Below are 22,588 nucleotides of genomic sequence, written 5' to 3'. Positions count from 1 at the left end.
CGACGATGGTCGTCATACCCGCGTCTCGCCCGACTGCAACCTGCGATGTCGGGACAAGGCTCAGACCTGTGAATCCCAAATCACGGTGACGTTGCCTGAGTAGTGGCGGGCGGTCCCCTCCTTGATCATCTCTTCAACGTCGTCACGCGGCACTTCGAAATGCAACGTGCCCGGTTTGCGGTCGACGTAAATACCAGGCTGAAACAGCTGCGTACCGACACCATCGCGACGCAATGGGCGACGATTTACCGGCTGGTTCGACGCGTCGGTCAATCCGCTGGGCAACGTGACGCTGACTTCGAGCGGCACAGCATGGCCGGCATTTGGCTCCCAGAGTGCGCAGTTGTTCCCGCTGGCGTACTGGCATTCCAGGTTCATCTTGAAGCGCGAAGAAGCCGACAGGTTAAAGGTCTGGTCGCGGAACAATCGCGTGGGTTTGCGCCCCTGATTCAACCAGGCTTGCCAGCCACCCTGGGGCAGCAACTCGACCCGCTGCCCACCGGGCGGGACTTCAACCTTGAGGGTGTGTTGCACCGACAAATTGAAGTTGAAGGTGTAGAGGTTGTCGGCAGGAATCACGACATCACCGAAGTCGAAATCTTGTCCCGGGCCCATGGTATAGGTGATAGAGCCGGTGTAGTTGCCGGTGGACATGGTTAACGGATTGGGCGTCCTGAGCTCGTAGGCGTATTCAAGGTGGGTATACCAGAACCTGGGGATTTCAGTGCCAGGTGCCATCCCGCACGCGCCGGCATTTTCAGGGACGAGCCAGAAGAACAGCACCATAGAACTGCCCGCGGCGATGTACTTGGTCCCTACACAAGGAGCAACGCCGTCAAGCCACCGCCGATTCCAGGGAATTTCTGGAGGTCCTGGCAAGGTCCACGCAGAAACCCCCGGCGGACGGGGCAAATCCCACCGGTGGCCGATGCCGGCAATACGCACCTCGACGGTTTCCACCTCGCCGGTTATTTCGTGGGTAACAGCTAACGGCCGCCATTGAGACGGAACCTTGAACATCGCAGCCTTTCTCAGATCGGCGCCGGGCAGAATGGGCCCGATCGATTCAGCGCGAAAGGCCGTATCCCGAATCGAGAAGATGTTAAGCGCCTTGCATTGCGCCGGAATATGCCACGCACAGACCCCGGATATGGGTGTGTCGTTGCGAAACTTGTTCATCTGCGGGTTTGCCGCATCGGGTCGAAACGACGCGTCGATATTTTGCGTAAGCGCCTGCGCCGGCAGGCTCAGTGACGCAGACAGCGTGATGCCCGCTACCAGACGCTTTAACGCATTGTTGAATCGGTGACTGCTTTTCATTTTGACAATCCTTGTGACGAGACCAGAGCCGAACGACGCCCGCACAGCTGACAATTACCCAACCAACGGCCCGGATGCCGGCCAGCGCAGTGATGTCCTCCCGGATGAACGTTCAAGGCGCCAGCGCTTCAAAAATCATGTGCACGCTGCCGTAGTAATTGCCTGGCCGATAAGCGTCCACCGGTAACGCCGCGGCTATTTCCAGGCCCACCCGCTGGCCTGCCTGGCCATCCAGTGCAGTGATGACAGGCTCGGCAACAAGGCTCAGGCGTTTGCGGTTGAACGTGACGGTCAACGGGATGTTGTCCGTGTCCCTGCCATTGCTCAGGTAGGGCTCGGTACTCATACGGGCCGTAATGCCGCCATTGACGTTTTTCACATCGAAGTTCTTGCGCAGCGGGGTGAACCTCCCCGATACCGGATTGAACGGCAGCGCCTGCTCCTGATGAATCCAGTCGGGGTCGGAGGGGATTACATAAAACTCCGCGCTGGGGATACTCACCGAGACTTCAAACGTTTCACGTTCGGTGATCGCATTCACAATGCCGCTCACGGGTAACATCAGCGCCAGTGACAGGGCGGCGCGTGTGGGGTTTGACATCTTCATCACCTTTTACGTCCGGGCATCAACCCTTGACCTCGATCGGTTTGCTCGACTTGCCCTCGATCAACATGAAGTTGTATTCACGGCCGCTTTGTTTATCGAACTTGAAGGAGCGGCCAGGCAATACGTGATGTTTCGTGGTCGGTTGGCAGTCGCGTTCATCGTTGGCCGAACAGTTTCTGAACTCGTCGACCACCACCGTACTGTTGCCACTGTTGCGCACTTCATAGCGGGTCGCTTCGTTGCTGATCACGCTGTTGAACCGAGTTTCCCTGGGCCGCACGAAGAACACCGTGCCGTACCCGGCCAACACGTTGACGCCTGCCGACAGGCCTTTTTTATATTCATCGCGCTCCTCTTCGGCCACCGCAAATTCATCTTCTTTTTCCGGCACGACCGGAACGAATCGCACGCGGAAATAACGTTCCTGTTCCCGTTCGCCCATGAACACCAGACGACTGCCCTGCATGCCATTGGCGGGGACGATCAGTCGCGCGGGGCTGGCCATCAAGCCATCACGGGCATTGGCTTCGGTCTGGTTGACCAGCGGAATTTCCCGCGCGGTGCCGTCGGCGTCGTAAACAATTTCGAGGATGTTGATCTTGACGAACGCCGTGGCGTCGCCGCTGTTGAAAACCCGCTTCAGGTAGGTGCTCTTATCACCGTCGAGGTAGTCGTAGACCACGCCAACATTGATCGCGGGCCCGGCGTGGGAGATAAGCGGTAGCCAGCCTGCGAGTAGCAGTGCCAGTCGATAATTCATGGTCTAAGCCTCTGGATGTGGAACGGTGGACGAAACACGCACGGGGGTTATCAGGTTTGCCAGTCCCAGCTCACGGTGACGTTGGCGGTGCAGTTCTTTCCCTCTGCGGGGAGCAAACGTCTGTGCAGCCATTGCTCAACCTGCCGTTCGCAGAGGTGGCGTGGTGTCTGCCAACGTATCCGGTGTGCACCGCAGATCGCCGATCATCAGCACATCGTTTTCACTGCGCGCATTGGCCGTGTCGAGACGGAACTGGCACAGCAACTGTTCACCGGAGCGCACTTCGAGGGTCGGTGAACCGGCGTTCATTTCCATCGAGAAGAAGCCGTCTACCTCGCTGACACCGCGACTGGCGTGGTTGATGATGTGGTGGCCCTTGAGCGGTTTGCCTTGCGGATCGAGCAAGCGTCCGAGCACTGTCAGGGTTCTGCTCACGGTGAGCTTGCGATACCCCACCCCGCCCTTGTTCATGTGATAGCGGGCGCGCTGCGGTTGAATGCTGGCGGACGGTACGTGGTTGCCTTCAAAGTCGAAGCTCACCGAGCTGTTTTTATAGGCGGTCAGCGAGACGTAATTGCGCCCCGGACGCAGGGTTGTGCTGCCGCCACTGAGGTCGTCGGCGCGCAGGGCGATGTCGTCGAGATCGGTTTCGACGTCGATGATCATCCCGGCACCGCCACTGGCGTGCTGGCTGGTCATGACGATCTTGTCTGCGCCCACGGCCACGGTGCTGTCGAGGTTGAGACCGCCGGTGTAATTGCCGTTATAGGAAGAGCGCTGAATAAACGCATCGCCATTGAAAGCATCGGTGCGGAAACTGCCGAGGCCTGACACGCCGACGCCATAGGTGTCAGCGAGCGCCGTCACCGAGACGTTTTGCAGCACGTGATTTTCCAGAGTTTTGTTGTAGGTCAGTGACGCATTGTTGTCGCGGCCACCCTCGCGAGCCGTGCGCGTGCCGATGCTGCCCGACCACTGTTCGCCCTGGGCGCCGAGGGCCAGGCTGACGCTCAAATCGACGCCGCGATTGCGCGCCTGCCCGCTGCTGAAACTGGCGGGGCGATCGAACACCGAGAAACGCCAACTGGCATCGCTGCCGAGCAACAGGCTTCGTTGCGTCCAGCCCAGATCGATACCGACGCCCTCGACATTGCCCTCGCTATGGGAAATCCGGCCATTGAGCGATTGCTTGCTGTTGAGTCGATGGTTGATCGCCAGCGACGTGTTGGCGGTCTGGCCGATATACACGTTGCGTTGGCGGACCCGTGTACCGTCCGGCAAGGTCTCATAAATATTGGTGGTGTCCAGCCAGCTGCGGTTGTGCGTGGCGAACAGGTTGCCCGACCCGTAATTGTAGATGCCTTGCAAATCCATCCCGGTGCCGTGGTCTTCGGTCTGATACACGTTGGCGTACAGGCTGGTGTTATTGGCCAACGTCCAGTCGACCGACGAAGCCACCTGCTGCTTGCCCTGCAGTTGCCGCGCCGAGAGACCGAGGATCACCCGCGGGTGCAGCAGATAATTGAGCGCTGCACCGGCCGTCATGTCGCCACGAGACTGCACGTCCCAATTGCTCAACAATTTGCTTTCCTGGCCGGCGAACAGGCTGTAGCGCCAGCGCTCTTCGTGATTGCGCCAGTTGCTGGGTTTGTACACCAGCTCCTGCGTGGTTGAGGTGATCTGACCGTCTTCGATCAGCCGCACTTCGACTTCGTAGATACCCCCGGGCAGCGGCCGGGTGTCGAGGGTTTGCAGGCCGGCACTGATCGCTTGTGTGTTGACCAGCAGACCATTGCGATAAATTTCCACCGATGCCTGGCGGTTGGCCGTGACGTAAATCGGATAGACGCTGGGCGTAGGATTGTTGATCGCCAGACTGTCGGAGCTGCCAAACATCACACCCGCCGCCGTATCGGGGCTGGCGCCAAATGAACGCAACTGCCGCGTCAGCCCCTCGGAGCTGGGGGTGAAATAGCCCAGGCGCAGAAAATTGCCCTGCAATTCACGCTGGCCGTACAGCTCGTGCACTGCGTGATAGAGCTTGTCGTCAGGTCCGCCCAGGCGCGCCACTTGCAGGTTGACGCGCTGCGTCCAGTTGCCGAGGCTGCTGCTCGCCTCAAGGCCATAGCGACCACCGAGGTCTTGCTCCTGACCGCCGTTGAGGTTCAGTTGATTACGCAGGATCAACCCGGTGCTGCCCTTTTCGGGGAGAGCGTAATAGCGTAGAGCGTCACTGCCACGCTCAGCATTTTCGGTCGCGATCGATACCAGCGAATTCTGCAGGTTGTAATGCACCGCCAGTACTTGTTCAGGGCAACTGCCCTGACAGGCGCCCAGGCTTACCCCCTGCTTCAAAAAACTGCCCAATACATCCCGTTCACTGGCCGGGATCTGGCTGTCGCCGGTGTCGGTAAACTCCAGCAGAGTGACGCGATCATCCTTGCTTAACACGACCATCGCCTCACCGAGAAATTGTTGATCACGCTCAACCCGAACGGCTAATGGCACATCGAAGAAATGTTCTTCGAATTCGGCCGGCAAGCCTTTGGCCTGAGCGAGCAGACTGCGCGGCGTGTTAGCGTTATTAGTGGGCGCGGCCAAGGCACTGGCACTTAAAAAAAGTGCGAGCGCTGCCGCGATGGGCGTCATCGGGAACATGATCTTTAATACTCAAATTACTTGATGAGCAGGGCATCCACTGATCATCGAAAGATGACCAGTGGGCCAAGACTATTGAATAAGCATTGCGTTATTCAAAAAGTTGTTTCACGGTTTCAAAACAGGCTCGAATACCACAGCGAAGCTACCCGAGTAGTTACCCGATTGAGTAGCCGCTGGCGAGGCTGCCTTGATGATCATTTCCCGCTGCACGCCAGGTACAGAGTCGGTTTCGTTCACGATTTCGGTGGAGACGCTGGTCACTTCCACGCCACCGATCTTGACGCTCAACGGGATGCTGTCGCGGCCGTTGTACAACGCAGCGGTGCCGTCGAGCACGGCATTGATCGCGCCCTTGTTATCGGTATGCTTCATGTTGAAAATTTCACTGATGGTGCTCAGTTCGCCGCTGCCCAGTTGGGTCATGGTTTCATCAACACCGAAGCCAGGCGTCTGCGGGGCGACATTGAACAGGGAAGTAGGCACGAAGGCCTTGATGTTGATCGTCTGGCTAATCGGGTCTGCGGCAAACGCCACGGAAGAACTCAGTGCCAGGATGGCCATCGGGGCGGAGATTGCAAACTTCTTGAACATGATCAGTACCTGCTTTTGATAAGGATTGGCGCGTGGAAACTTTTGTCGGTTGCCGACTTAACTTTCAACGCGGAGGCATGATCAAGTAATTCAACCACAAAGTAAGTAGGAAATTTCACCACTACCCGTAGTTACTGATACCCATGTAAAAGAGGAAAAAAACTGCTTTTAGCAATTAAGAGAACAGTGACTCTCAGAACTATACTACATACAGTTTTTAGCAAAAAAACATACAGATTCAAAACTATCCAAAACGCTTGTTATTACTGGCCCACGCGCTAATAACGAAACTAATATTCGACTTCACACTGTTGTAATTAGCACAATTACTCTAGAAAAAACCAACATTCATCCCGCATCAGCGAGGGCGGTCATTTTCGTTGCAGCGCCGCCGCGACCATTGATCCGAATGTCTTGCATCGGCCATAAGATATATCTTAAGTTGTATCTAAACACGACGAGAGAAGACAGAAATGAGAGACCATCATTCCCCCCACCGCGAGCACGGCGACGGCCGCGACGGCTTCGAGAAGCGCCCCGGCCGTGAGCGCGGCGGGCGCGGCCCGCGAGTGTTTGCCCCGGGCGACCTGAAATTGCTGCTGCTGGCACTAGTTGCCGAACAACCCTGCCACGGGTATGACCTGATCCGCCAGATCGAAGGCATGTTCGACGGCGCCTACAGCCCGAGCCCCGGCGTGATCTACCCGACCCTGACCTTTCTGGAAGAAAGCGAATTGATCAGCGGCGACGCCGAGGGTGGCAAGAAACGCTACCGCGTGACTGACGCCGGACGCCTGTCCCTGAGCGAGCAAACAGTGGCCCTCGATGGTGTGCGCATGCGCATCGACGTCAGCAAGCGCTCGCTGCGCGGCCATGACCGGCCGCCGGAAATCCATGAAGCGGTGCACAACTTGCGCCACGCTTTGCAGTTGCACCACGGGCGCTGGAGCCCGGAAGAAATCCTGCGCGTACGGGATCTGCTCAACAACACCGCCAAAGCCATTGTCGACGGCCCCGCCGTGACCACAGCCCCGGAGAAAGCCGAATGACCACAGTCGATACCCAAACCATTCACCGCGTGATGCATGAAATCAAACGCCGTCGCCTGCAAGTGCTGCGTGTGGTCGACCTGACCCCGCGCATGCGCCGCATCACCCTGGGTGGGCCCGAATTGGCCGGGTTTATCAGTCTGGGCACTGACGATCACGTCAAACTGCTGTTCCCGCAGAACGCCGAACAAACCGCCGCACTGGAGACAATGGTGCTCGGCGGCAAGAACGAAGGCCCGATGCCCGAGATGCGTGATTACACCCCGCGTCGCTATGACCTCGAGACACTGGAGCTGGACATCGATTTCGTCCTGCACGGCGACGGCCCTGCCTCGACCTGGGCCGAACAGGCCACGCCTGGCCAATTCCTGCACATCGGCGGGCCGCGCGGGTCGATGATCGTGCCGGATATATTCGACAGCTACCTGCTGATCGGCGACGAAACCGCCCTGCCCGCCATCGCCCGTCGCCTTGAAGGCCTGGCTGCCAATCGCAAGGCGCTGGTGGTGATCGAAGTGGCAAACGGTGCCGAGCAACAACTGCTGGAAAGCGCCGCGCAGGTCAATGTGATCTGGGTACTGCGCGATGGCGGCACGGATAACCTGCTGACCACCGTCAAGCAACTGCAGGTGCCCAAGGGCAATCTCTATGCGTGGGTAGCGACGGAGACCAAAGTCTCGCGGCAGATCCGCCGCGTGCTGCTCGATGAGCACGGGCTCGACGAGAAACTGGTGAAAGCCGTCGGCTACTGGCGCGCCGAAGGCTCTGAAGAAGAGTGATACCCGCTGTAGGAGCTGCCCCAGGCTGCGATCTTTTGATCTTGTCGTATCAAGCCACAGTCAACAGATCGCAGCCTGCGGCAGCTCCTACAGATACTTTAACTAGGTGCGGGAGCGCCAATGGTCAAGGCCGATCATCGCCAGGCCAATCCCCACAAACCCCGCCAATATTCCCCCGGCATTGATGAACACCTGTGGATAACCCAACACCGCCACATCAATGAACGGATACGCATACGCCCCCAGCAAACCCCCGCGCAGCAATGCGTAAGCGAAATACACCAGCGGATAAACCAGCCACACCGGCAGATGCCACAGGCGCAACGTGCCTTTCGGCACGCAAAACCACCAATAGCCCAGAAACACCAGCGGCATCACGTCGTGGAGCAATTCGTCGGCGATGAATTGCCAACCCTCGGGATGCCATAAATGCCGCAGCAAAACACTGTAGGCGAGGCCGACCACAACGATGCTCACTGTCACACCGCTACTGACCCAGGGTTGCAGAAACCAGCGCCTTGCAGCGGATTCGCGCGGGGTCACGGCGCAGGTCAGCACGGTGGCCACCAAGGTATTGGTCAACACCGTGAAATAGCTGAAGAAACTCACCAATCCGCCCAGCAGACTGGCATCGACGCTCAAACGCGCGATAAAAATCAGGTACAGCTGAATGCCCAACCCCGCCCAGCCAAGGGTGGCTGCGAGGGTGATCAAGCGATGGCGCCACACGGCGTCCATCTCAGAGTGGTCGCTTGGTGCGCATCAACTTCACGTACAGACGCTCGACTTTCTCCCGCGCCCACGGGGTTTTACGCAAAAACGTCAGGCTCGACTTGATGCTCGGATCGCTCTTGAAGCACCGAATGTCGATACGCTCGGCCAGCCCCGACCATTCGTAGTGGGCCACCAGCGCGTTGAGGATCTGTTCGAGGGTTACGCCGTGCAGCGGATCGGGGGTTTGTTCGTTCATGCCTGGCCTTTGGGCGAAGTGAAAATGCAGAAGCCGCGCACCTTAGCCGAGGGGCTGACCGGGTGGAAGTGCTTCCTTCAAATGTAGGTCAACCCGCGAAGATCGCAGCCTCGCAGACGCCCGACAATGCGCCCGTTTGCCGCACTGTTACCAAATACGAAACGCTGCATGTCGACAAAAGCACTTTGTCTTTTTGTTACAGATCATTATCCTGCCGCCCTTCCGCTGAATCGCTTCACTGCCTGCGACAAATCGTAGCGGCCAGCTTATCCCCAGAAAAAGACCCAGAAAGACCCTTTTTTATGCCCGATTTTCCGTTGTTTCGAGATAGCGCTATCTCAACCCTGCGCCTGATTGGCGGCTGCACCGCCCTCGGCCTCGCCACCTGCGCCCAAGCCGCTCCCGCGTTCGACAGTGAATCGCCGTACATGCTCGGTGACTGGAACGGCACGCGTACAGAACTCTCGGAAAAAGGCTACGACTTCAAGCTCGATTACACCGGCGAAATGGGCAGCAACCTGCACGGCGGTTACGACCACGATCGCACGGCGCGCTACAGCGACCAGTTCGGCCTCGGCACGCACCTGGACCTGCAAAAGATCCTTGGCTGGAACGATGCCGAGTTTCAACTGACCATCACCAAGCGCAGCGGCAACAACATCAGCAACGACCGGATCAACGATCCGCGCGTCGGTGGCTTCACGTCGGCCCAGGAAGTCTGGGGCCGTGGCCAGACCACGCGTTTGACGCAGATGTGGTACCAGCAGAAATTCTTCGATCAGAAACTCGACATCAAGGTCGGCCGTTTCGGTGAAGGCGAAGACTTCAACAGCTTCCCGTGCGACTTCCAGAACCTGGCGTTCTGCGGCTCGCAGGTCGGCAACTGGGTGGGCGGCATCTGGTACAACTGGCCCGTCAGCCAGTGGGCGATGCGCGTCAAATATCACCTGACGCCCGAGCTGTACGCACAAGTCGGCGCTTACGAGCAAAACCCGTCAAACCTCGATCGCGGCAACGGCTTCAAGTTGAGCGGCAGCGGCACCCAAGGCGCGATCCTGCCGGTTGAACTGGTGTGGACACCGAAATTCAACGGCCTGCCGGGCGAGTACCGTGCCGGTTATTACTACAGCAACGCCAAGGCCAGCGATGTCTATAAAGACAGCAACGGCCAACCCGCCGCCCTCAGCGGCGAAGCCTACCGCAGCGCCTCCAGCAAACACGGTGTGTGGCTCGGCGTGCAGCAGCAGATCACCAGCATGGCCAGCGACAACTCGCGGGGCCTGAGCGTGTTCGCCAACGGCACGATGCACGACAAGAAAACCAACGCCATCGACAACTACGTGCAAGCCGGCCTCGTCTACAAAGGCCTGCTCGCCAGTCGCGCCAAAGACGACATCGGCTTCGCCATGGCCCGCGTCCACGTCAACCCGGCCTATCGCAAAAACGCCGAGAAGACCAACCAGGCGCGCGCCGTTTATGACTACGACGACCCATCGTTCCTGCCGCCGCAAGACACCGAATACAGCGCCGAACTGTATTACGGCGTGCATGTGACGAACTGGCTGACCGTACGCCCGAACCTGCAATACATCCGCCATCCGGGCGGTGTGGACAAGGTTGATGACGCACTGATCGGCGGGATCAAGATCCAGTCTTCGTTCTAACCAACACCGAAAAAACCTGTGGGAGCTGGCTTGCCAGCTCCCACAGGGCTTTATGAAATTAGCTAGCTAGACAAGTTTTTTATCTGAACCATGCCCACGCTAAATCGTCATCTACAGTGACTACAGCGCGGGACTACATAAACGTCACGGAGAATCACACTATGAGCACCGAAAGTGCTTCGAGTCGAGGCCGTCTGCTACCGAGCCTGCTCGGCATCCTGCTTCTACTGATGGGTCTGGCCATGTTGGCCGGAGGGGTCAAGCTGAGCATGCTCGGCGGCTCGCTGTACTACCTGCTGGCCGGTATCGGCATCGCGCTGACCGGCATTCTGTTGCTGCTGCGTCGTCGCGCGGCGTTGGGCCTGTACGCCATCGTGCTGTTTGCCAGCACCGTTTGGGCGCTGTGGGAAGTCGGTCTGGACTGGTGGCAACTGGTGCCGCGTCTGGCCATGTTGTTCGCGCTGGGCCTGGTCATGTTGCTGCCATGGTTCCGCCGTCCGCTGCTGCTCAACGGCCCTGCCCCGATGGGCACCGGCGCCTTGAGCGTGGCCGTGGTGCTGGCCGGCCTGACTGCGCTGGCGAGTCAATTCACCAACCCGGGTGAAATCAAGGGCCAACTGGACCGCGACAGCGTCGAAGGCATGACCAACACCGCCCCGGCCATGCCCGACGGTGACTGGAATTCCTACGGCCGCAGCGCCCACGGTGACCGTTATTCGCCACTGGCCCAGATCACTCCGGCCAACGTGAGCAAACTGGTTCCAGCGTGGACCTACCGCACTGGCGACATCCCTGGGCCGAATGATCCGGGTGAAACCACTGCCGAAAACACCCCGCTGAAAGTCAACGGCATGCTCTATGTGTGCACGCCGCACAGCCAGGTGATTGCCCTTGATCCGGATTCGGGCAAGGAAATCTGGCGTTTCGATCCGAAGCTGAGCACGCAGAACGCGGCCAACTTCAAAGGTTGGGCGCACATGACCTGCCGTGGCGTGACTTACCACGACGACGCGGTCTACGCGTCCGAGCAGAGCCCGACCGGTTCGGCCAGCCCGGCCCCGGCCAGCGCTTGCCCACGCCGCATCTTCCTGCCGACCGCCGACACCCGTCTGATCGCCCTGAACGCCGACACCGGCAAAATGTGCGAAGACTTCGGCGACAAGGGCCAGGTTGACCTGTCTGCCAACATCGGCGGTTTCAATGCCGGTGGTTACTACTCCACCTCGCCTCCAGCGGTCACCAAGGATCTGGTGGTGATTGGCGGGCACGTCACCGATAACGTTTCCACCGACGAGCCTAGCGGCGTGATCCGCGCGTTCGACGTGCACACCGGCAAACTGGTGTGGAACTGGGACAGCGGCAACCCGGACGACACCACGCCGATTGCCGAAGGCAAGACCTACACCCGCAACTCGCCCAACATGTGGTCGATGTTCGCGGTGGATGAAAAACTCGGCATGCTCTACCTGCCGATGGGCAACCAGACCCCGGACCAGTTCGGTGGCGCGCGTACCCCTGAATCGGAACTGCACGCAGCCGGCCTGACCGCGCTGGACATCGCCACCGGTAAAGTGCGCTGGAACTTCCAGTTCACCCACCATGACCTGTGGGACATGGACGTTGGCGGCCAGCCAACCGTGATGGACATCAAAACTGCAGACGGCGTGAAGCCTGCGGTGCTGGCGTCGACCAAGCAGGGCAGCATCTACGTGCTGGATCGCAACACTGGCAAAGCCATTGTGCCGATCAACGAGATCCCGGTACCGCAAGGCGCGGTGGAAGGCGACCACACGTCGCCAACCCAACCGAAATCCGACCTGAACTTCATGCCGCCGCCGTTGAAAGAACGCGACATGTGGGGCGTTACGCCGTTCGACCAGATGCTGTGCCGGATCGACTTCAAATCCCTGCGTTATGACGGCCCGTTCACCCCGCCGTCGCTGCAAGGTTCGATCGTTTATCCAGGCAACTTCGGCGTGTTCGACTGGGGCGGCATCTCGGTCGATCCGGTTCGCCAGATCGCGTTTGTGAACCCGAGCTACATGGCGTTCCGTTCGAAACTGATCCCGGCCGCTGATATCGCCAAGCAAGGTCCACGTGTCAGCGAAACCGAAGGCGTGCAGCCAAACAAAGGCGCGCCATACGGTGTGATCCTCGAAGCGCTGCTGTCGCCAATGGGCCTGCCATGCCAGGCGCCAGCGTGGGGTTATGTTGCCGCGGTCGACCTGACCAACAACAAAACCATCTGGATGCACAAAAACGGCACCGTGCGCGACAGCTCGCCGGTTCCGATTCCACTGAGCATGGGCGTACCTAGCCTGGGCGGCACGTTCACCACTGCCGGTGGCGTTGCATTCCTGAGCGGTACCCTCGACCAGTACCTGCGCGCCTACGACGTGAAAAACGGCAAACAACTGTGGGAAGGCCGCCTGCCAGCAGGCGCGCAAACCACACCGATGACCTACACCGGCAAGGACGGCAAGCAATACGTGCTCGTCGTTGCTGGCGGCCACGGTTCGCTGGGCACCAAGCAAGGTGACTATGTGATTGCGTACAAACTGTCTGAGTAAGCGTTAACGGCAGTTGAACAAAAGGCGATGTCCCGTGAGGGGCATCGCCTTTTTTGTGCACGCCAATTTTGAATCCTCTGGAGAAACCTGTGGGCGCTGGCTTGCCAGCGATAGCGGTGGATCAGGCAGCAAATAGGCCGGGTGACAGATCGCCATCGCTGGCAAGCCAGCTCCCACAGTTTGATCAGCGTTGGATGTAGGAATTTTGCTCGTCCTACAGAGGCCGGGAATTGCGCGGAGTTTTCCGACAAGTCGCGTCGGTTGTGCGTCGGAAATGGGGTGGATAGGCTCGGTGGGTCGCTGCAAATTCAGCGACCGGGCGTCGCGGCCCGAGCAGTTCATTCGATTTGATGCATAATCGCCAGCCCAAACTGGAGCGCCCAGCGCTTTTTGTCTGGTTTGATGGTGGCTGTGCGCGGGATACCTTCGGGTATGCCGAGATTGCCGAATGGCTCGGTCCGCGAACCCGCGTACAGCTGCCACCCTCTGTCGCGTCGCGGTGATTGAGAGTGAAAGCCCCACTTATCATTCGGAGTTTCACTATGAAAAAGCACACACCCAACCCACCAGAAACCAACGACACCTCGCCCTACCAATCCCCCGATTCGAAGAAATTCCACGAAGCCGCCGAACGCGCCCTCGACCACTACCTCAAACCCAACGCACTCACCCTGCGGTTCCACAAACCCAGCACCATGTTCCAGGTCGCGCCAGACCAGGACAGCGAAAGCCTGCTGGTCCACGCCTGCGAATCCCTGGCACAAGCCAGCCTCATGAGCAGCGACATCGCTGCCTACATCGACCTGCCGCAGCGGCGGACGATCCTGGCGATCCAGCAAATCATCATGCTCGCGGAATTGGCGGTGAATCGGGTGCTGGATAACCTTGAGATCCCTGCAAAAGGTTGATGGCCCGGTGTGCCGTGCGCACGAGGGTGGACGCGATGACACTGCATCACACCCTCCCGCGCACGGCTTTGCTCTTTATCAGAGAGCAGGCGCGGTTTTGGCATTCCCTGCCTTAACCAAATCAAATCTACACAGAATATCCATAGGGCCGACTCCCACTCCCTTGACGATTCCATTGAAAGACGCTTGGTAGAGTCCTTTCTCAATATCGAAATTGATATCGACCGATATCGCTTCCCTTGCTTCAGCCTTTTCCAGAGTGAACTCAGATAGCGATCGATAGATCAGCTGATAAAAAGTCGGAGCCTTGGTTGCCCCGTTATTTTTGAAGAGAAAGTAGAGGCTTCTAAACTTTCGAGCGCTCTCTTCCTGTGCGCCGTAGACGTGAATAAACTCGCCATCATAATGAACACCGCAATCATTCACTTCAAGATCGGGACGCTCCTCAATCTTCGCGGTAAATTCTCCCGTCACACCGGGTAAGACAATGCGCTTGCCAGTCATATTCAACTCCATTCAATCGCTAAGTGGAGTGGCAATAGTGTGGGTGGCCTGAAAGTAATGTAACTGTCAGGTTTGACAGGTTTTTAGATCGATTTCATTGAACGGGTGTTATGGAAAGAACCCCAGCCCAGCCACCCTAACCTCACTCTCCGAGAGAGAGAACTGACTGAAAGCGTTGGGATAGATAAAACAGCGTGAAATACCCTAAGCGACCACTCGGCGGGGCCAGCGGCCCGTTTAAGCAGAACGGATACCAGTGCCGCGTGAAGCGGCACTGATAAAGAATTAAACAGCCAGCAACAATTAGGCGCTACGGGTGCTTTCATTCGCCACGACGGCGAAGGTATTCCGCGAAAAGAGGAACGGTGAAATCAAGGTAACCATGGTCGGTGCTGTAGATCATACCTTTGGAAATGATATTGGCCCTAGCCGGGCCTAGCGATGACTGATCGCGCGCCATCTCCCTGGCGATACCTGCCATTGGATAAGGGCCATCACCAAGAGCAGCCATCGCCATTACAAACTGGATCTCGGCCTTGGTAAGCCGGTCATACCGAACCTTGAAGAAGCCTGCATCAAGACCCGAGAGAGTCTCTGGATAGGCGCGTTCGACATCACCGAGCGTGATCGCAGGGCCAGATGCAACATCCCATGAGGTTGATCCCCATTCCTGCAAGAAAAATGGATAACCCTTGGTTCGCGCAAAAATAGCGTCGAGAGCAGCATCTTCAATGGTTTGCTCCTCCTCCTCGACGGGTTTTCGTACTGCAAGTTTTGCCGCTTCTTCATCAAGCGCGCCTACAGGTGGGTACAGGAACAGCCGCTCCGCATACGACTTTGCCTCGCCAGCCAATTTAGCTACCTGCGGCAGTCCCGCTCCAACCATAACCACAGGCAACCCGCGCTGAGCCATTCGATGCATCGCAACAATGAGTGCGGATAAATCGTCTTCGGAGAGGTACTGAACTTCATCGATGAGCAGAATCCACCCCTTGCCAGCGGCTTTTGCGCCTTCGCCAATAACGGTGAACAGGTCTGGGAGGTCGTGCTGCAGATCGCCACTATCCGCGAGCCCAGGCTCTGCACCTTCCGCACCGACCTCAACGCCACCGATGTCAATTTTAAAAATCGAGGCAAAGTTGCGCAGGGCGCCCATCCCCCGACTGGCAATCTGCTTAGCCGCTTCAAATCCCGAAAGTGAACGCATCACGCGCCGTAGTTCTGGGTAAAGCAGAGTAGAGAGTGTGTTTTTCTCCGGAGCCTCAAGCTGAGAAACGAGCATCTCCTGCTGTCTCGCAATATTTCCGATTTCGTTCAATAAAACCGTCTTGCCAACGCCACGAAGGCCCAGAAGCATCAGCGACCGCGCAGGTTTCCCTCTCACTGCTCGCCCGCAGGAAATACGAGCCATCTCCAGGATGGGGTCTCGGCCAGCGAGCTCCGGTGGTGGAAAACCAGCCCCGGGGGCGAAGGGATTACGGTAGGGATCCATTTAGAACCTCATTCGGAAATTAGCGTTAAATAACCATAGATAGCGTTTTTTACTATCTTTACATAGATATCGGTACAGTCCAATCAAAGGGCACAAGTACCGTCCTGAAGAGGAGCTGGCGTTATCGGGCTACAAGCTTGGTCGGCTCCAAGGCCGCCAAGTCCAAAGCATGACCCCTGTCAAAACCCTGAACACAAACAGAAACACTCCCCCACCATTGAAACCACTCACGCCCTGCCCCATCTAACACCCATACCCAATTGCGCAGGTGCCCCATGAGCGACCAGCAAGAATTCCCCGATAACCCCGACGACTACACCGAAGCCAGCGAAGACCACATCGAACACACCACCTCCGGCAAAGGCCTGGCCCTGCCCGGCCAGAACCTGCCGGACAAGGTCTATATCATCCCGATCCACAACCGCCCGTTTTTCCCGGCGCAAGTGCTACCAGTCATCGTCAACGAAGAACCGTGGGCTGAAACCCTCGAACTGGTCAGCAAATCCGAACATCACTCCCTGGCCCTGTTCTTCATGGACACGCCCCAGGAAGACCCGCGCCACTTCAACACCGACGCCCTCCCCGAGTACGGGACACTGGTCAAGGTGCACCACGCCAGCCGCGAAAACGGCAAACTCCAGTTCGTCGCCCAGGGCCTGAGCCGCGTCCGCATCAAGACCTGGCTCAAGCACCACCGCCCACCGTATCTGGTGGAAGTCGAATACCCGCACCAGCCGACCGAGCCGACCGATGAGGTCAAGGCTTACGGCATGGCGCTGATCAACGCGATCAAGGAACTGCTGCCGCTCAACCCGCTGTACAGCGAAGAGCTGAAGAACTACCTCAACCGCTTCAGCCCCAACGACCCGTCGCCACTGACCGACTTCGCCGCCGCCCTGACCTCGGCCACTGGCGCCGAGCTGCAAGCCGTGCTCGACTGCGTGCCGATGCTCAAGCGCATGGAAAAAGTCCTGCCGATGCTGCGCAAGGAAGTCGAAGTCGCGCGCCTGCAGAAAGAAATCTCCGCTGAGGTCAACCGCAAGATCGGCGAGCATCAGCGCGAGTTCTTCCTCAAGGAACAACTCAAAGTCATCCAGCAGGAACTCGGCCTGACCAAGGACGACCGCAGCGCTGACCTCGAACAGTTCCAGCAGCGTCTGGAAGGTAAAGTCCTGCCGGCGCAGGTGCAGAAACGCCTCGACGAAGAAACGCACAAACTGTCGATCCTCGAGACCGGCTCGCCGGAGTACGCGGTCACCCGCAACTACCTCGATTGGGCAACGTCGGTGCCGTGGGGCGTTTATGGCGCGGACAAACTCGACCTCAAGCACGCGCGCAAGGTGCTGGACAAACACCACGCCGGCCTCGACGACATCAAGGACCGCATCCTCGAATTCCTCGCGGTCGGTGCCTATAAAGGCGAGATCAGCGGTTCTATCGTGCTGCTGGTGGGCCCGCCAGGTGTGGGTAAAACCAGTGTCGGCAAATCCATCGCCGAATCCCTCGGCCGCCCGTTCTACCGCTTCAGTGTCGGCGGCATGCGCGACGAAGCCGAAATCAAGGGCCACCGCCGCACTTACATCGGCGCACAGCCAGGCAAACTTGTGCAGGCGTTGAAAGACGTCGAAGTGATGAACCCGGTGATCATGCTCGACGAGATCGACAAAATGGGCCAGAGCTACCAGGGCGACCCGGCCTCGGCGCTGCTGGAAACCCTCGACCCGGAACAAAACGTCGAATTCCTCGACCACTACCTCGATCTACGCATGGACTTGTCGAAAGTCCTGTTCGTCTGCACCGCCAACACGCTTGATTCGATCCCCGGTCCGTTGCTCGACCGCATGGAAGTGATTCGTCTGTCGGGCTACATCACCGAAGAAAAAGTCGCCATCGCCAAGCGTCACTTGTGGCCGAAATTGCTGGAGAAGGCCGGCGTGTCCAAGGGCAGCCTGAGCATCAGCGACAGCGCCCTGAAGACCTTGATCGACGGTTACGCCCGTGAGGCCGGGGTGCGTCAGTTGGAGAAACAACTGGGCAAACTGGTGCGCAAAGCGGTGATGAAACTCATCGACGAGCCAAAAGCGGTGATCAAACTCGGGCCGAAAGATCTGGAGGCTTCGTTGGGCCATCCGGTGTTCCGCAACGAGCAAGTGCTATCCGGCACGGGCGTTATCACGGGGCTGGCGTGGACCAGCATGGGCGGCGCCACATTGCCGATCGAAGCGACGCGGATTCACACACTCAATCGCGGTTTCAAACTCACCGGGCAGTTGGGTGACGTGATGAAGGAATCGGCGGAGATCGCCTACAGCTACGTCAGCTCGAACCTGAAGCAATTCGGCGGGGATGCGAAGTTCTTCGACGAAGCCTTCGTCCACCTGCACGTACCGGAAGGCGCGACACCGAAGGATGGCCCGAGCGCCGGCGTGACCATGGCCAGCGCTTTGCTTTCCCTGGCGCGCAATCAAGCGCCGAAAAAAGGCGTGGCGATGACCGGCGAACTGACACTGACCGGGCATGTACTGCCGATTGGCGGGGTCCGTGAAAAGGTGATCGCGGCCCGGCGGCAGAAGATATTCGAGTTGATCCTGCCAGAACCGAACCGGGGCAACTTCGACGAACTGCCGGACTACTTGAAAGAAGGCATTACCGTGCATTTCGCCAAGCGGTTTGCAGATGTGGCGAAGGTGCTCTTCTGAACATGAAGTAGCGACTGCACTACCGCTATCGCTGGCAAGCCAGCTCCCACGATGTTCATTGGTGCTCACAAATCTTGTGCTCTACCGAGAAACCTGTGGGAGCTGGCTTGCCAGCTCCCACAATGTTCATTGGTGCTCACAAATCTTGTGCTCTATCGAGAAACCTGTGGGAGCTGGCTTGCCAGCTCCCACAATGTTCATTGGTGCTCACAAATCTTGTGTTCTATCGAGAAACCTGTGGGAGCTGGCTTGCCAGCGATGGCGTCCTCGACAACACCGCCAAACCGCCCGACGGTCACACTTTGTCTCATCTTCGGTTATGCTCGCCGTTCGTCGCAACGCCGGAGCCGCTGACCTTATGTCCCCCATTCGCCTGTTTATCCCAATCGCCCTTTCCTTGCTGGCCGCTTGCGCCACGCAGCCGAAACACAACGTGACCGTGGAGAAACAAAGCGAATGCCCTGTGCGACTCACCAATGGGCAAAACCTGATCGTGATGCTGCCAAGCAATCCGACCACGGGGTATCGCTGGGCGATTCAGGATTCCGCCGGCGGCGTCTTGCGCGCCCTCAGCCCCGAGGTCTATAGCAACCCGGAAGATGCGGGCGTGGTCGGTGCTGCCGGGCTTTCCACCTGGCGTTTTCAAGCGTTTGCTACCGGCACCGGACGCCTGCGCCTGACCTCGCAACAACCCTGGGCACCGGAAGTGCTGCCGGTAGAGACCTTTGACTGCGCCATTTCGGTGAACTGATCGTGGGCTGGCTGATTCTGGCGCTGATGGGCGCGGTGACCTTTCTCTATGGCTTGAGCACCCACGCCACGCTGCTCTGCCTGTTGGTCAAACCACTGCCGGTGCTGGCATTGCTCGGCTGGCTACACGACGCGCCGCCCAGCGACTATCGCCGCTGGATCAGCCTCGGTCTGATTTTTTCCCTGCTGGGCGATGTGTTGTTGGCGTGGCCAGGGGATCTGTTCGTGTTCGGGCTCGGCGCATTTCTTGTTGCGCATCTGGCGTATCTCAAGGCTTATCTCAGTGACTGCAAACGTCTGGCGTTGATGCCACTGATGCTCGCGCTCGGCGTGGGTGCCGTGCTGTTGGGGATGCTGATTTCCAGTGGTCTGGGCCCACTGCTAATACCCGTGATCGTCTACGGCACAGCAATAAGCGCCATGCTCTGGCGTGCTCTCGCTCGCCTCGGCACCGACGTGCCCAAGCGTTCGGCGTTGCTGGCAGCGGGAGGTGCGCTGGCATTTGTGTTCTCTGACAGCGTGATTGGCATCGATCGGTTTGTAGCGCCGTTCCATGCCGCGCCTTACGTCATCATCCTCAGTTACTGGCTGGGCCAATGGGGCATTGCTGCCTCGGCGTTTAATAAAGACGAACAATCTGGCGATGTGTCATAACCATAAACATCTGGTTCTATCTCAAAACGTTATAAAAACCTGTCAGGTCTGACAGTGCCTCGAATTTCTTCCGCTGATTACCATTGCGTGGCGTTATCCAAATCACGAATGTCAGCCAAGGAAGAACATCATGAACGTATTCAAAAACAAAAATTCGGCAAATGCACCGGGTCCCTTTATCTCCGTCAACTGTGATCTCCAGGCCTCGATTTCAAACCGCGTGCATTTCAATACGCAAAATATCGAGTTCCAACAAGACGCTAACAGCAATCGAATCGCGTTTATTGCCCGCTCTTACGAAAACGCTCTTATGAATACAAGAAAGGGAATGATGTTTATTTTTCCCAGCGACATTAAATCCGGCAGTTACAAACCAACAGATGCAGACTTCCCGTTTGGCACATTCCAATATTATGAAATTGGCGTTAACGACAACTTCTCAACTTCTTATGATTACAGTCCGAAAAGCGGCACTGTTGATATCGAAGTCATTTCGAACGATTCTGAGGCACTTTGCTACGTAATCAATTTTGAATACGTTGGTGGAGGCGACGAGACAGAAGAGCTGCACATCACTGGCAAAGCCGAATTCAACGTTTTCATGCGCGCCTTCTGATCTCAGCCGTCAATGACCAGGTCTTATGTTGACCTGGTCATTCACTGCGCTCTCCAGATGATCCTGCGCCCCCGCCCTCTGTACGCTGCGCGCCAATTCCCCACGCTTTATCAGACAACTCAAGCATCCCCGCGCCACTTTGGCTAAAATGCCGGCCTTTTCCACCGACACCGCCGGAAACCGCCGTGAGCAAAGAACCCGATCGCATTTTCGCCCAGCCCTTGGACAAGGTGCCTGACTTCGCCTTCAACGAAGACGTGGTGCGCGTGTTCCCGGACATGATCAAGCGTTCGGTGCCGGGTTACCCGACCATCGTCGAAAACCTCGGCGTGCTCGCCGCTCAATTCGCCCAGCCGAACAGCGTGCTCTACGACCTCGGCGCCTCCCTCGGGGCAGTGACCCAGGCGTTGCGCCGTCACGTGCGCACCGACGGTTGCCGGGTAATCGCGGTGGATAACTCGGCCGCCATGGTCGAACGTTGCCGCGAATACCTCAACGGGCAGGACTCGATGTTTCAGGAGTTGCTGCCGGTCGAAGTGATCGAAGGCGACATCCTCGCCCTCGATTTTCAGCCCGCTTCGGTGGTGGCACTGAACTTCACCCTGCAGTTCATCGCCCCGGATCAGCGCACCGCATTGTTGTCGCGCATCCGCCAGTCATTGCTGCCCGGCGGCGCACTGATTCTGTCGGAAAAACTGCGCTTCAACGATGCCGAAGAACATGCATTGCTCACCGATCTGCACGTCGCGTTCAAACGCGCCAACGGCTACAGCGAACTGGAAATCGCCCAGAAGCGCAGCGCCATCGAAAATGTCATGAAGCCCGACAGCCTCGAAGAACACCGCGAACGCCTGTTGGCCGCCGGGTTCTCGAAAGTCGTGCCGTGGTTCCAGTGTCTTAACTTTGCCTCGTTGATTGCCTTGCCATGATTGATCTGTCCCCCCTCGCCCGCCGTCTGGCCGGTACACCGCTGGCCGACTGGGCCAACAGCCTGCAGCGTCAACTCGACAAGAAAATGGAGAAGGGCCACGGCGATCTGGAGCGCTGGCAAAGTGCGCTGGACGCCTTGCCGAAGATCCAGCCGAGCGAAGTCGACCTGCTCAACGGCTTGAAACTGGACACCGATTGCGACGAAGAAACCCGCGCGCAAATGCGCACCGCGCTGATGGGCCTGTCGCCATGGCGTAAAGGGCCGTTCGATCTGTTTGGTGTGCACGTCGACACCGAATGGCGCTCGGACTGGAAGTGGTCGCGGGTCGCCCCGCATCTGGACCTGAAGGGAAAACGCATCCTTGATGTCGGTTGCGGCAACGGCTACTACATGTGGCGCATGCTTGGCGCCGGTGCGGACAGCGTGATCGGCGTTGACCCGAACTGGTTGTTCTTCTGCCAGTTTCAGGCTGTGCAGCGTTATTTGTCTGAGCCAAACGCGTGGCACCTGCCCTTCCCGTTCGAGGATTTGCCGCCGAATCTGGAAGGTTTCGACACGGTGTTTTCCATGGGCGTGTTCTACCACCGCCGCTCGCCGATCGAGCACTTGCTGGCGCTGAAGGATTGCCTGGTCAAGGGCGGTGAACTGGTACTGGAAACGCTGGTGGTTGAAGGCGACAAGCACCAGGTGCTGGTGCCCGAAGATCGTTATGCGCAAATGCGTAACGTGTGGTTCCTGCCGTCAGTGCCGGCGCTGGAGTTGTGGTTACGGCGTGCCGGGTTTACCGATATTCGTTGCGTGGATGTCAGTACGACGACGATTGAGGAACAGCGCGGTACTGAGTGGATGAAGTATCAATCGCTAAGTGACTTCCTTGATCCGGATGATCACAGCAAGACGATCGAAGGGCTGCCGGCACCAATGCGTGCGGTCATCGTCGCCCGCAAGTGACTAAAACGCCCTGACACCGCGGTGAGCCCACCCCTCACCCCAGCCCTCTCCCCAGGGAGAGGGAGCCGATCTTTGGGCGTTTCAGGATCCGAGTTCAACTCGATATCCCGGT

20 protein-coding genes are annotated in these 22,588 nt (G+C 58.2%); 11 read left to right on the top strand and 9 right to left on the bottom strand.

Going from position 1 to position 22,588, the window contains the following annotated elements:
• Positions 1-60: 60 nt before the first annotated feature.
• The 5 genes from AB4P91_RS11430 to AB4P91_RS11410 all read right to left on the bottom strand — a co-directional run bounded on the left by AB4P91_RS11430 (position 61) and on the right by AB4P91_RS11410 (position 5,939).
• Positions 61-1,320, bottom strand: coding sequence for a hypothetical protein (locus AB4P91_RS11430; protein ID WP_150595738.1), 1,260 nt, complete (start codon positions 1,318-1,320; stop codon positions 61-63).
• A gap of 112 nt (positions 1,321-1,432) precedes the next feature.
• Positions 1,433-1,921, bottom strand: a complete 489-nt coding sequence (locus AB4P91_RS11425) for a CS1 type fimbrial major subunit (RefSeq protein ID WP_150592753.1) — start codon at positions 1,919-1,921, stop codon at positions 1,433-1,435.
• Between the two features lie 25 nt (positions 1,922-1,946).
• A complete protein-coding gene (locus AB4P91_RS11420) occupies positions 1,947-2,687 on the bottom strand; it encodes a molecular chaperone (RefSeq protein ID WP_150592752.1) in 741 nt (246 codons plus the stop codon).
• 135 nt (positions 2,688-2,822) lie between these two features.
• Positions 2,823-5,345, bottom strand: coding sequence for a TcfC E-set like domain-containing protein (locus tag AB4P91_RS11415; RefSeq protein ID WP_150595740.1), 2,523 nt, complete (start codon positions 5,343-5,345; stop codon positions 2,823-2,825).
• A 108-nt stretch (positions 5,346-5,453) separates the two neighbouring features.
• Positions 5,454-5,939, bottom strand: coding sequence for a CS1 type fimbrial major subunit (locus AB4P91_RS11410; RefSeq protein WP_150592750.1), 486 nt, complete (start codon positions 5,937-5,939; stop codon positions 5,454-5,456).
• A gap of 473 nt (positions 5,940-6,412) precedes the next feature.
• Here AB4P91_RS11410 and AB4P91_RS11405 point away from each other — a divergent pair, with 473 nt between their 5' ends.
• Positions 6,413-6,988 (top strand): PadR family transcriptional regulator, encoded by a 576-nt coding sequence (locus AB4P91_RS11405; protein ID WP_150592749.1) that lies wholly within the window; start codon positions 6,413-6,415, stop codon positions 6,986-6,988.
• Positions 6,985-7,767: a siderophore-interacting protein gene (locus AB4P91_RS11400; RefSeq protein ID WP_150595742.1), complete on the top strand. Its 783-nt coding sequence runs from the start codon at positions 6,985-6,987 to the stop codon at positions 7,765-7,767. The genes AB4P91_RS11405 and AB4P91_RS11400 overlap by 4 nt, the downstream gene beginning before the upstream one ends.
• 102 nt (positions 7,768-7,869) lie before the next feature.
• Here the strand turns inward: AB4P91_RS11400 and AB4P91_RS11395 are convergent, their stop codons facing one another.
• Positions 7,870-8,505: a Pr6Pr family membrane protein gene (locus AB4P91_RS11395; RefSeq protein WP_395604814.1), complete on the bottom strand. Its 636-nt coding sequence runs from the start codon at positions 8,503-8,505 to the stop codon at positions 7,870-7,872.
• A 1-nt stretch (position 8,506) separates the two neighbouring features.
• The gene (locus tag AB4P91_RS11390) at positions 8,507-8,737 is read right to left on the bottom strand and encodes a VF530 family DNA-binding protein (protein ID WP_042608309.1); all 231 of its coding nucleotides are present in this window, start codon (positions 8,735-8,737) and stop codon (positions 8,507-8,509) included.
• 302 nt (positions 8,738-9,039) lie between these two features.
• On the opposite strand from AB4P91_RS11390, the gene AB4P91_RS11385 reads away from it, so the two are divergent.
• From AB4P91_RS11385 to AB4P91_RS11375, 3 genes are all read left to right on the top strand, one after another.
• The gene (locus tag AB4P91_RS11385; protein WP_150592746.1) at positions 9,040-10,401 is read left to right on the top strand and encodes a carbohydrate porin; all 1,362 of its coding nucleotides are present in this window, start codon (positions 9,040-9,042) and stop codon (positions 10,399-10,401) included.
• Positions 10,402-10,562: 161 nt separating this feature from the next.
• Positions 10,563-12,971, top strand: a complete 2,409-nt coding sequence (locus tag AB4P91_RS11380) for a glucose/quinate/shikimate family membrane-bound PQQ-dependent dehydrogenase (RefSeq protein ID WP_150592745.1) — start codon at positions 10,563-10,565, stop codon at positions 12,969-12,971.
• 542 nt (positions 12,972-13,513) lie between these two features.
• Complete coding sequence (locus tag AB4P91_RS11375) at positions 13,514-13,879, top strand: DUF6124 family protein (protein WP_150595745.1); 366 nt, start codon at positions 13,514-13,516, stop codon at positions 13,877-13,879.
• A gap of 78 nt (positions 13,880-13,957) precedes the next feature.
• Here the strand turns inward: AB4P91_RS11375 and AB4P91_RS11370 are convergent, their stop codons facing one another.
• The gene (locus AB4P91_RS11370; protein WP_210703452.1) at positions 13,958-14,383 is read right to left on the bottom strand and encodes a hypothetical protein; all 426 of its coding nucleotides are present in this window, start codon (positions 14,381-14,383) and stop codon (positions 13,958-13,960) included.
• Positions 14,384-14,705: 322 nt separating this feature from the next.
• Positions 14,706-15,875, bottom strand: a complete 1,170-nt coding sequence (locus AB4P91_RS11365; protein WP_395604813.1) for an ATP-binding protein — start codon at positions 15,873-15,875, stop codon at positions 14,706-14,708.
• Positions 15,876-16,150: 275 nt separating this feature from the next.
• On the opposite strand from AB4P91_RS11365, the gene lon reads away from it, so the two are divergent.
• The 6 genes from lon (at position 16,151) to cmoB (ending at position 22,476) form a co-directional block, all read left to right on the top strand.
• Positions 16,151-18,574 carry an endopeptidase La gene (lon, locus tag AB4P91_RS11360; RefSeq protein WP_395604812.1) on the top strand — a complete coding sequence of 808 codons (2,424 nt, stop codon included), beginning with the start codon at positions 16,151-16,153 and terminating at the stop codon, positions 18,572-18,574.
• 358 nt (positions 18,575-18,932) lie between these two features.
• A complete protein-coding gene (locus AB4P91_RS11355; RefSeq protein WP_395604811.1) occupies positions 18,933-19,325 on the top strand; it encodes a protease inhibitor I42 family protein in 393 nt (130 codons plus the stop codon).
• Positions 19,326-19,327: 2 nt separating this feature from the next.
• Complete coding sequence (locus AB4P91_RS11350) at positions 19,328-19,978, top strand: lysoplasmalogenase (RefSeq protein WP_191624448.1); 651 nt, start codon at positions 19,328-19,330, stop codon at positions 19,976-19,978.
• A 130-nt stretch (positions 19,979-20,108) separates the two neighbouring features.
• On the top strand, positions 20,109-20,594 hold the full coding sequence (locus tag AB4P91_RS11345; protein WP_395604810.1) for a hypothetical protein: 486 nt from the start codon (positions 20,109-20,111) through the stop codon (positions 20,592-20,594).
• 185 nt (positions 20,595-20,779) lie between these two features.
• The gene (gene cmoA / locus AB4P91_RS11340; protein WP_150595751.1) at positions 20,780-21,523 is read left to right on the top strand and encodes a carboxy-S-adenosyl-L-methionine synthase CmoA; all 744 of its coding nucleotides are present in this window, start codon (positions 20,780-20,782) and stop codon (positions 21,521-21,523) included.
• Complete coding sequence (gene cmoB, locus AB4P91_RS11335; protein WP_395604809.1) at positions 21,520-22,476, top strand: tRNA 5-methoxyuridine(34)/uridine 5-oxyacetic acid(34) synthase CmoB; 957 nt, start codon at positions 21,520-21,522, stop codon at positions 22,474-22,476. Before cmoA ends, cmoB begins: the two co-directional genes overlap by 4 nt.
• Positions 22,477-22,588 lie beyond the last annotated feature (112 nt).

Origin of the sequence: Pseudomonas sp. B21128, from assembly GCF_044218865.1 — a bacterium.
Taxonomy (GTDB): domain Bacteria; phylum Pseudomonadota; class Gammaproteobacteria; order Pseudomonadales; family Pseudomonadaceae; genus Aquipseudomonas; species Aquipseudomonas iridis.
This window is presented reverse-complemented; position numbering and strand designations above follow the sequence as displayed.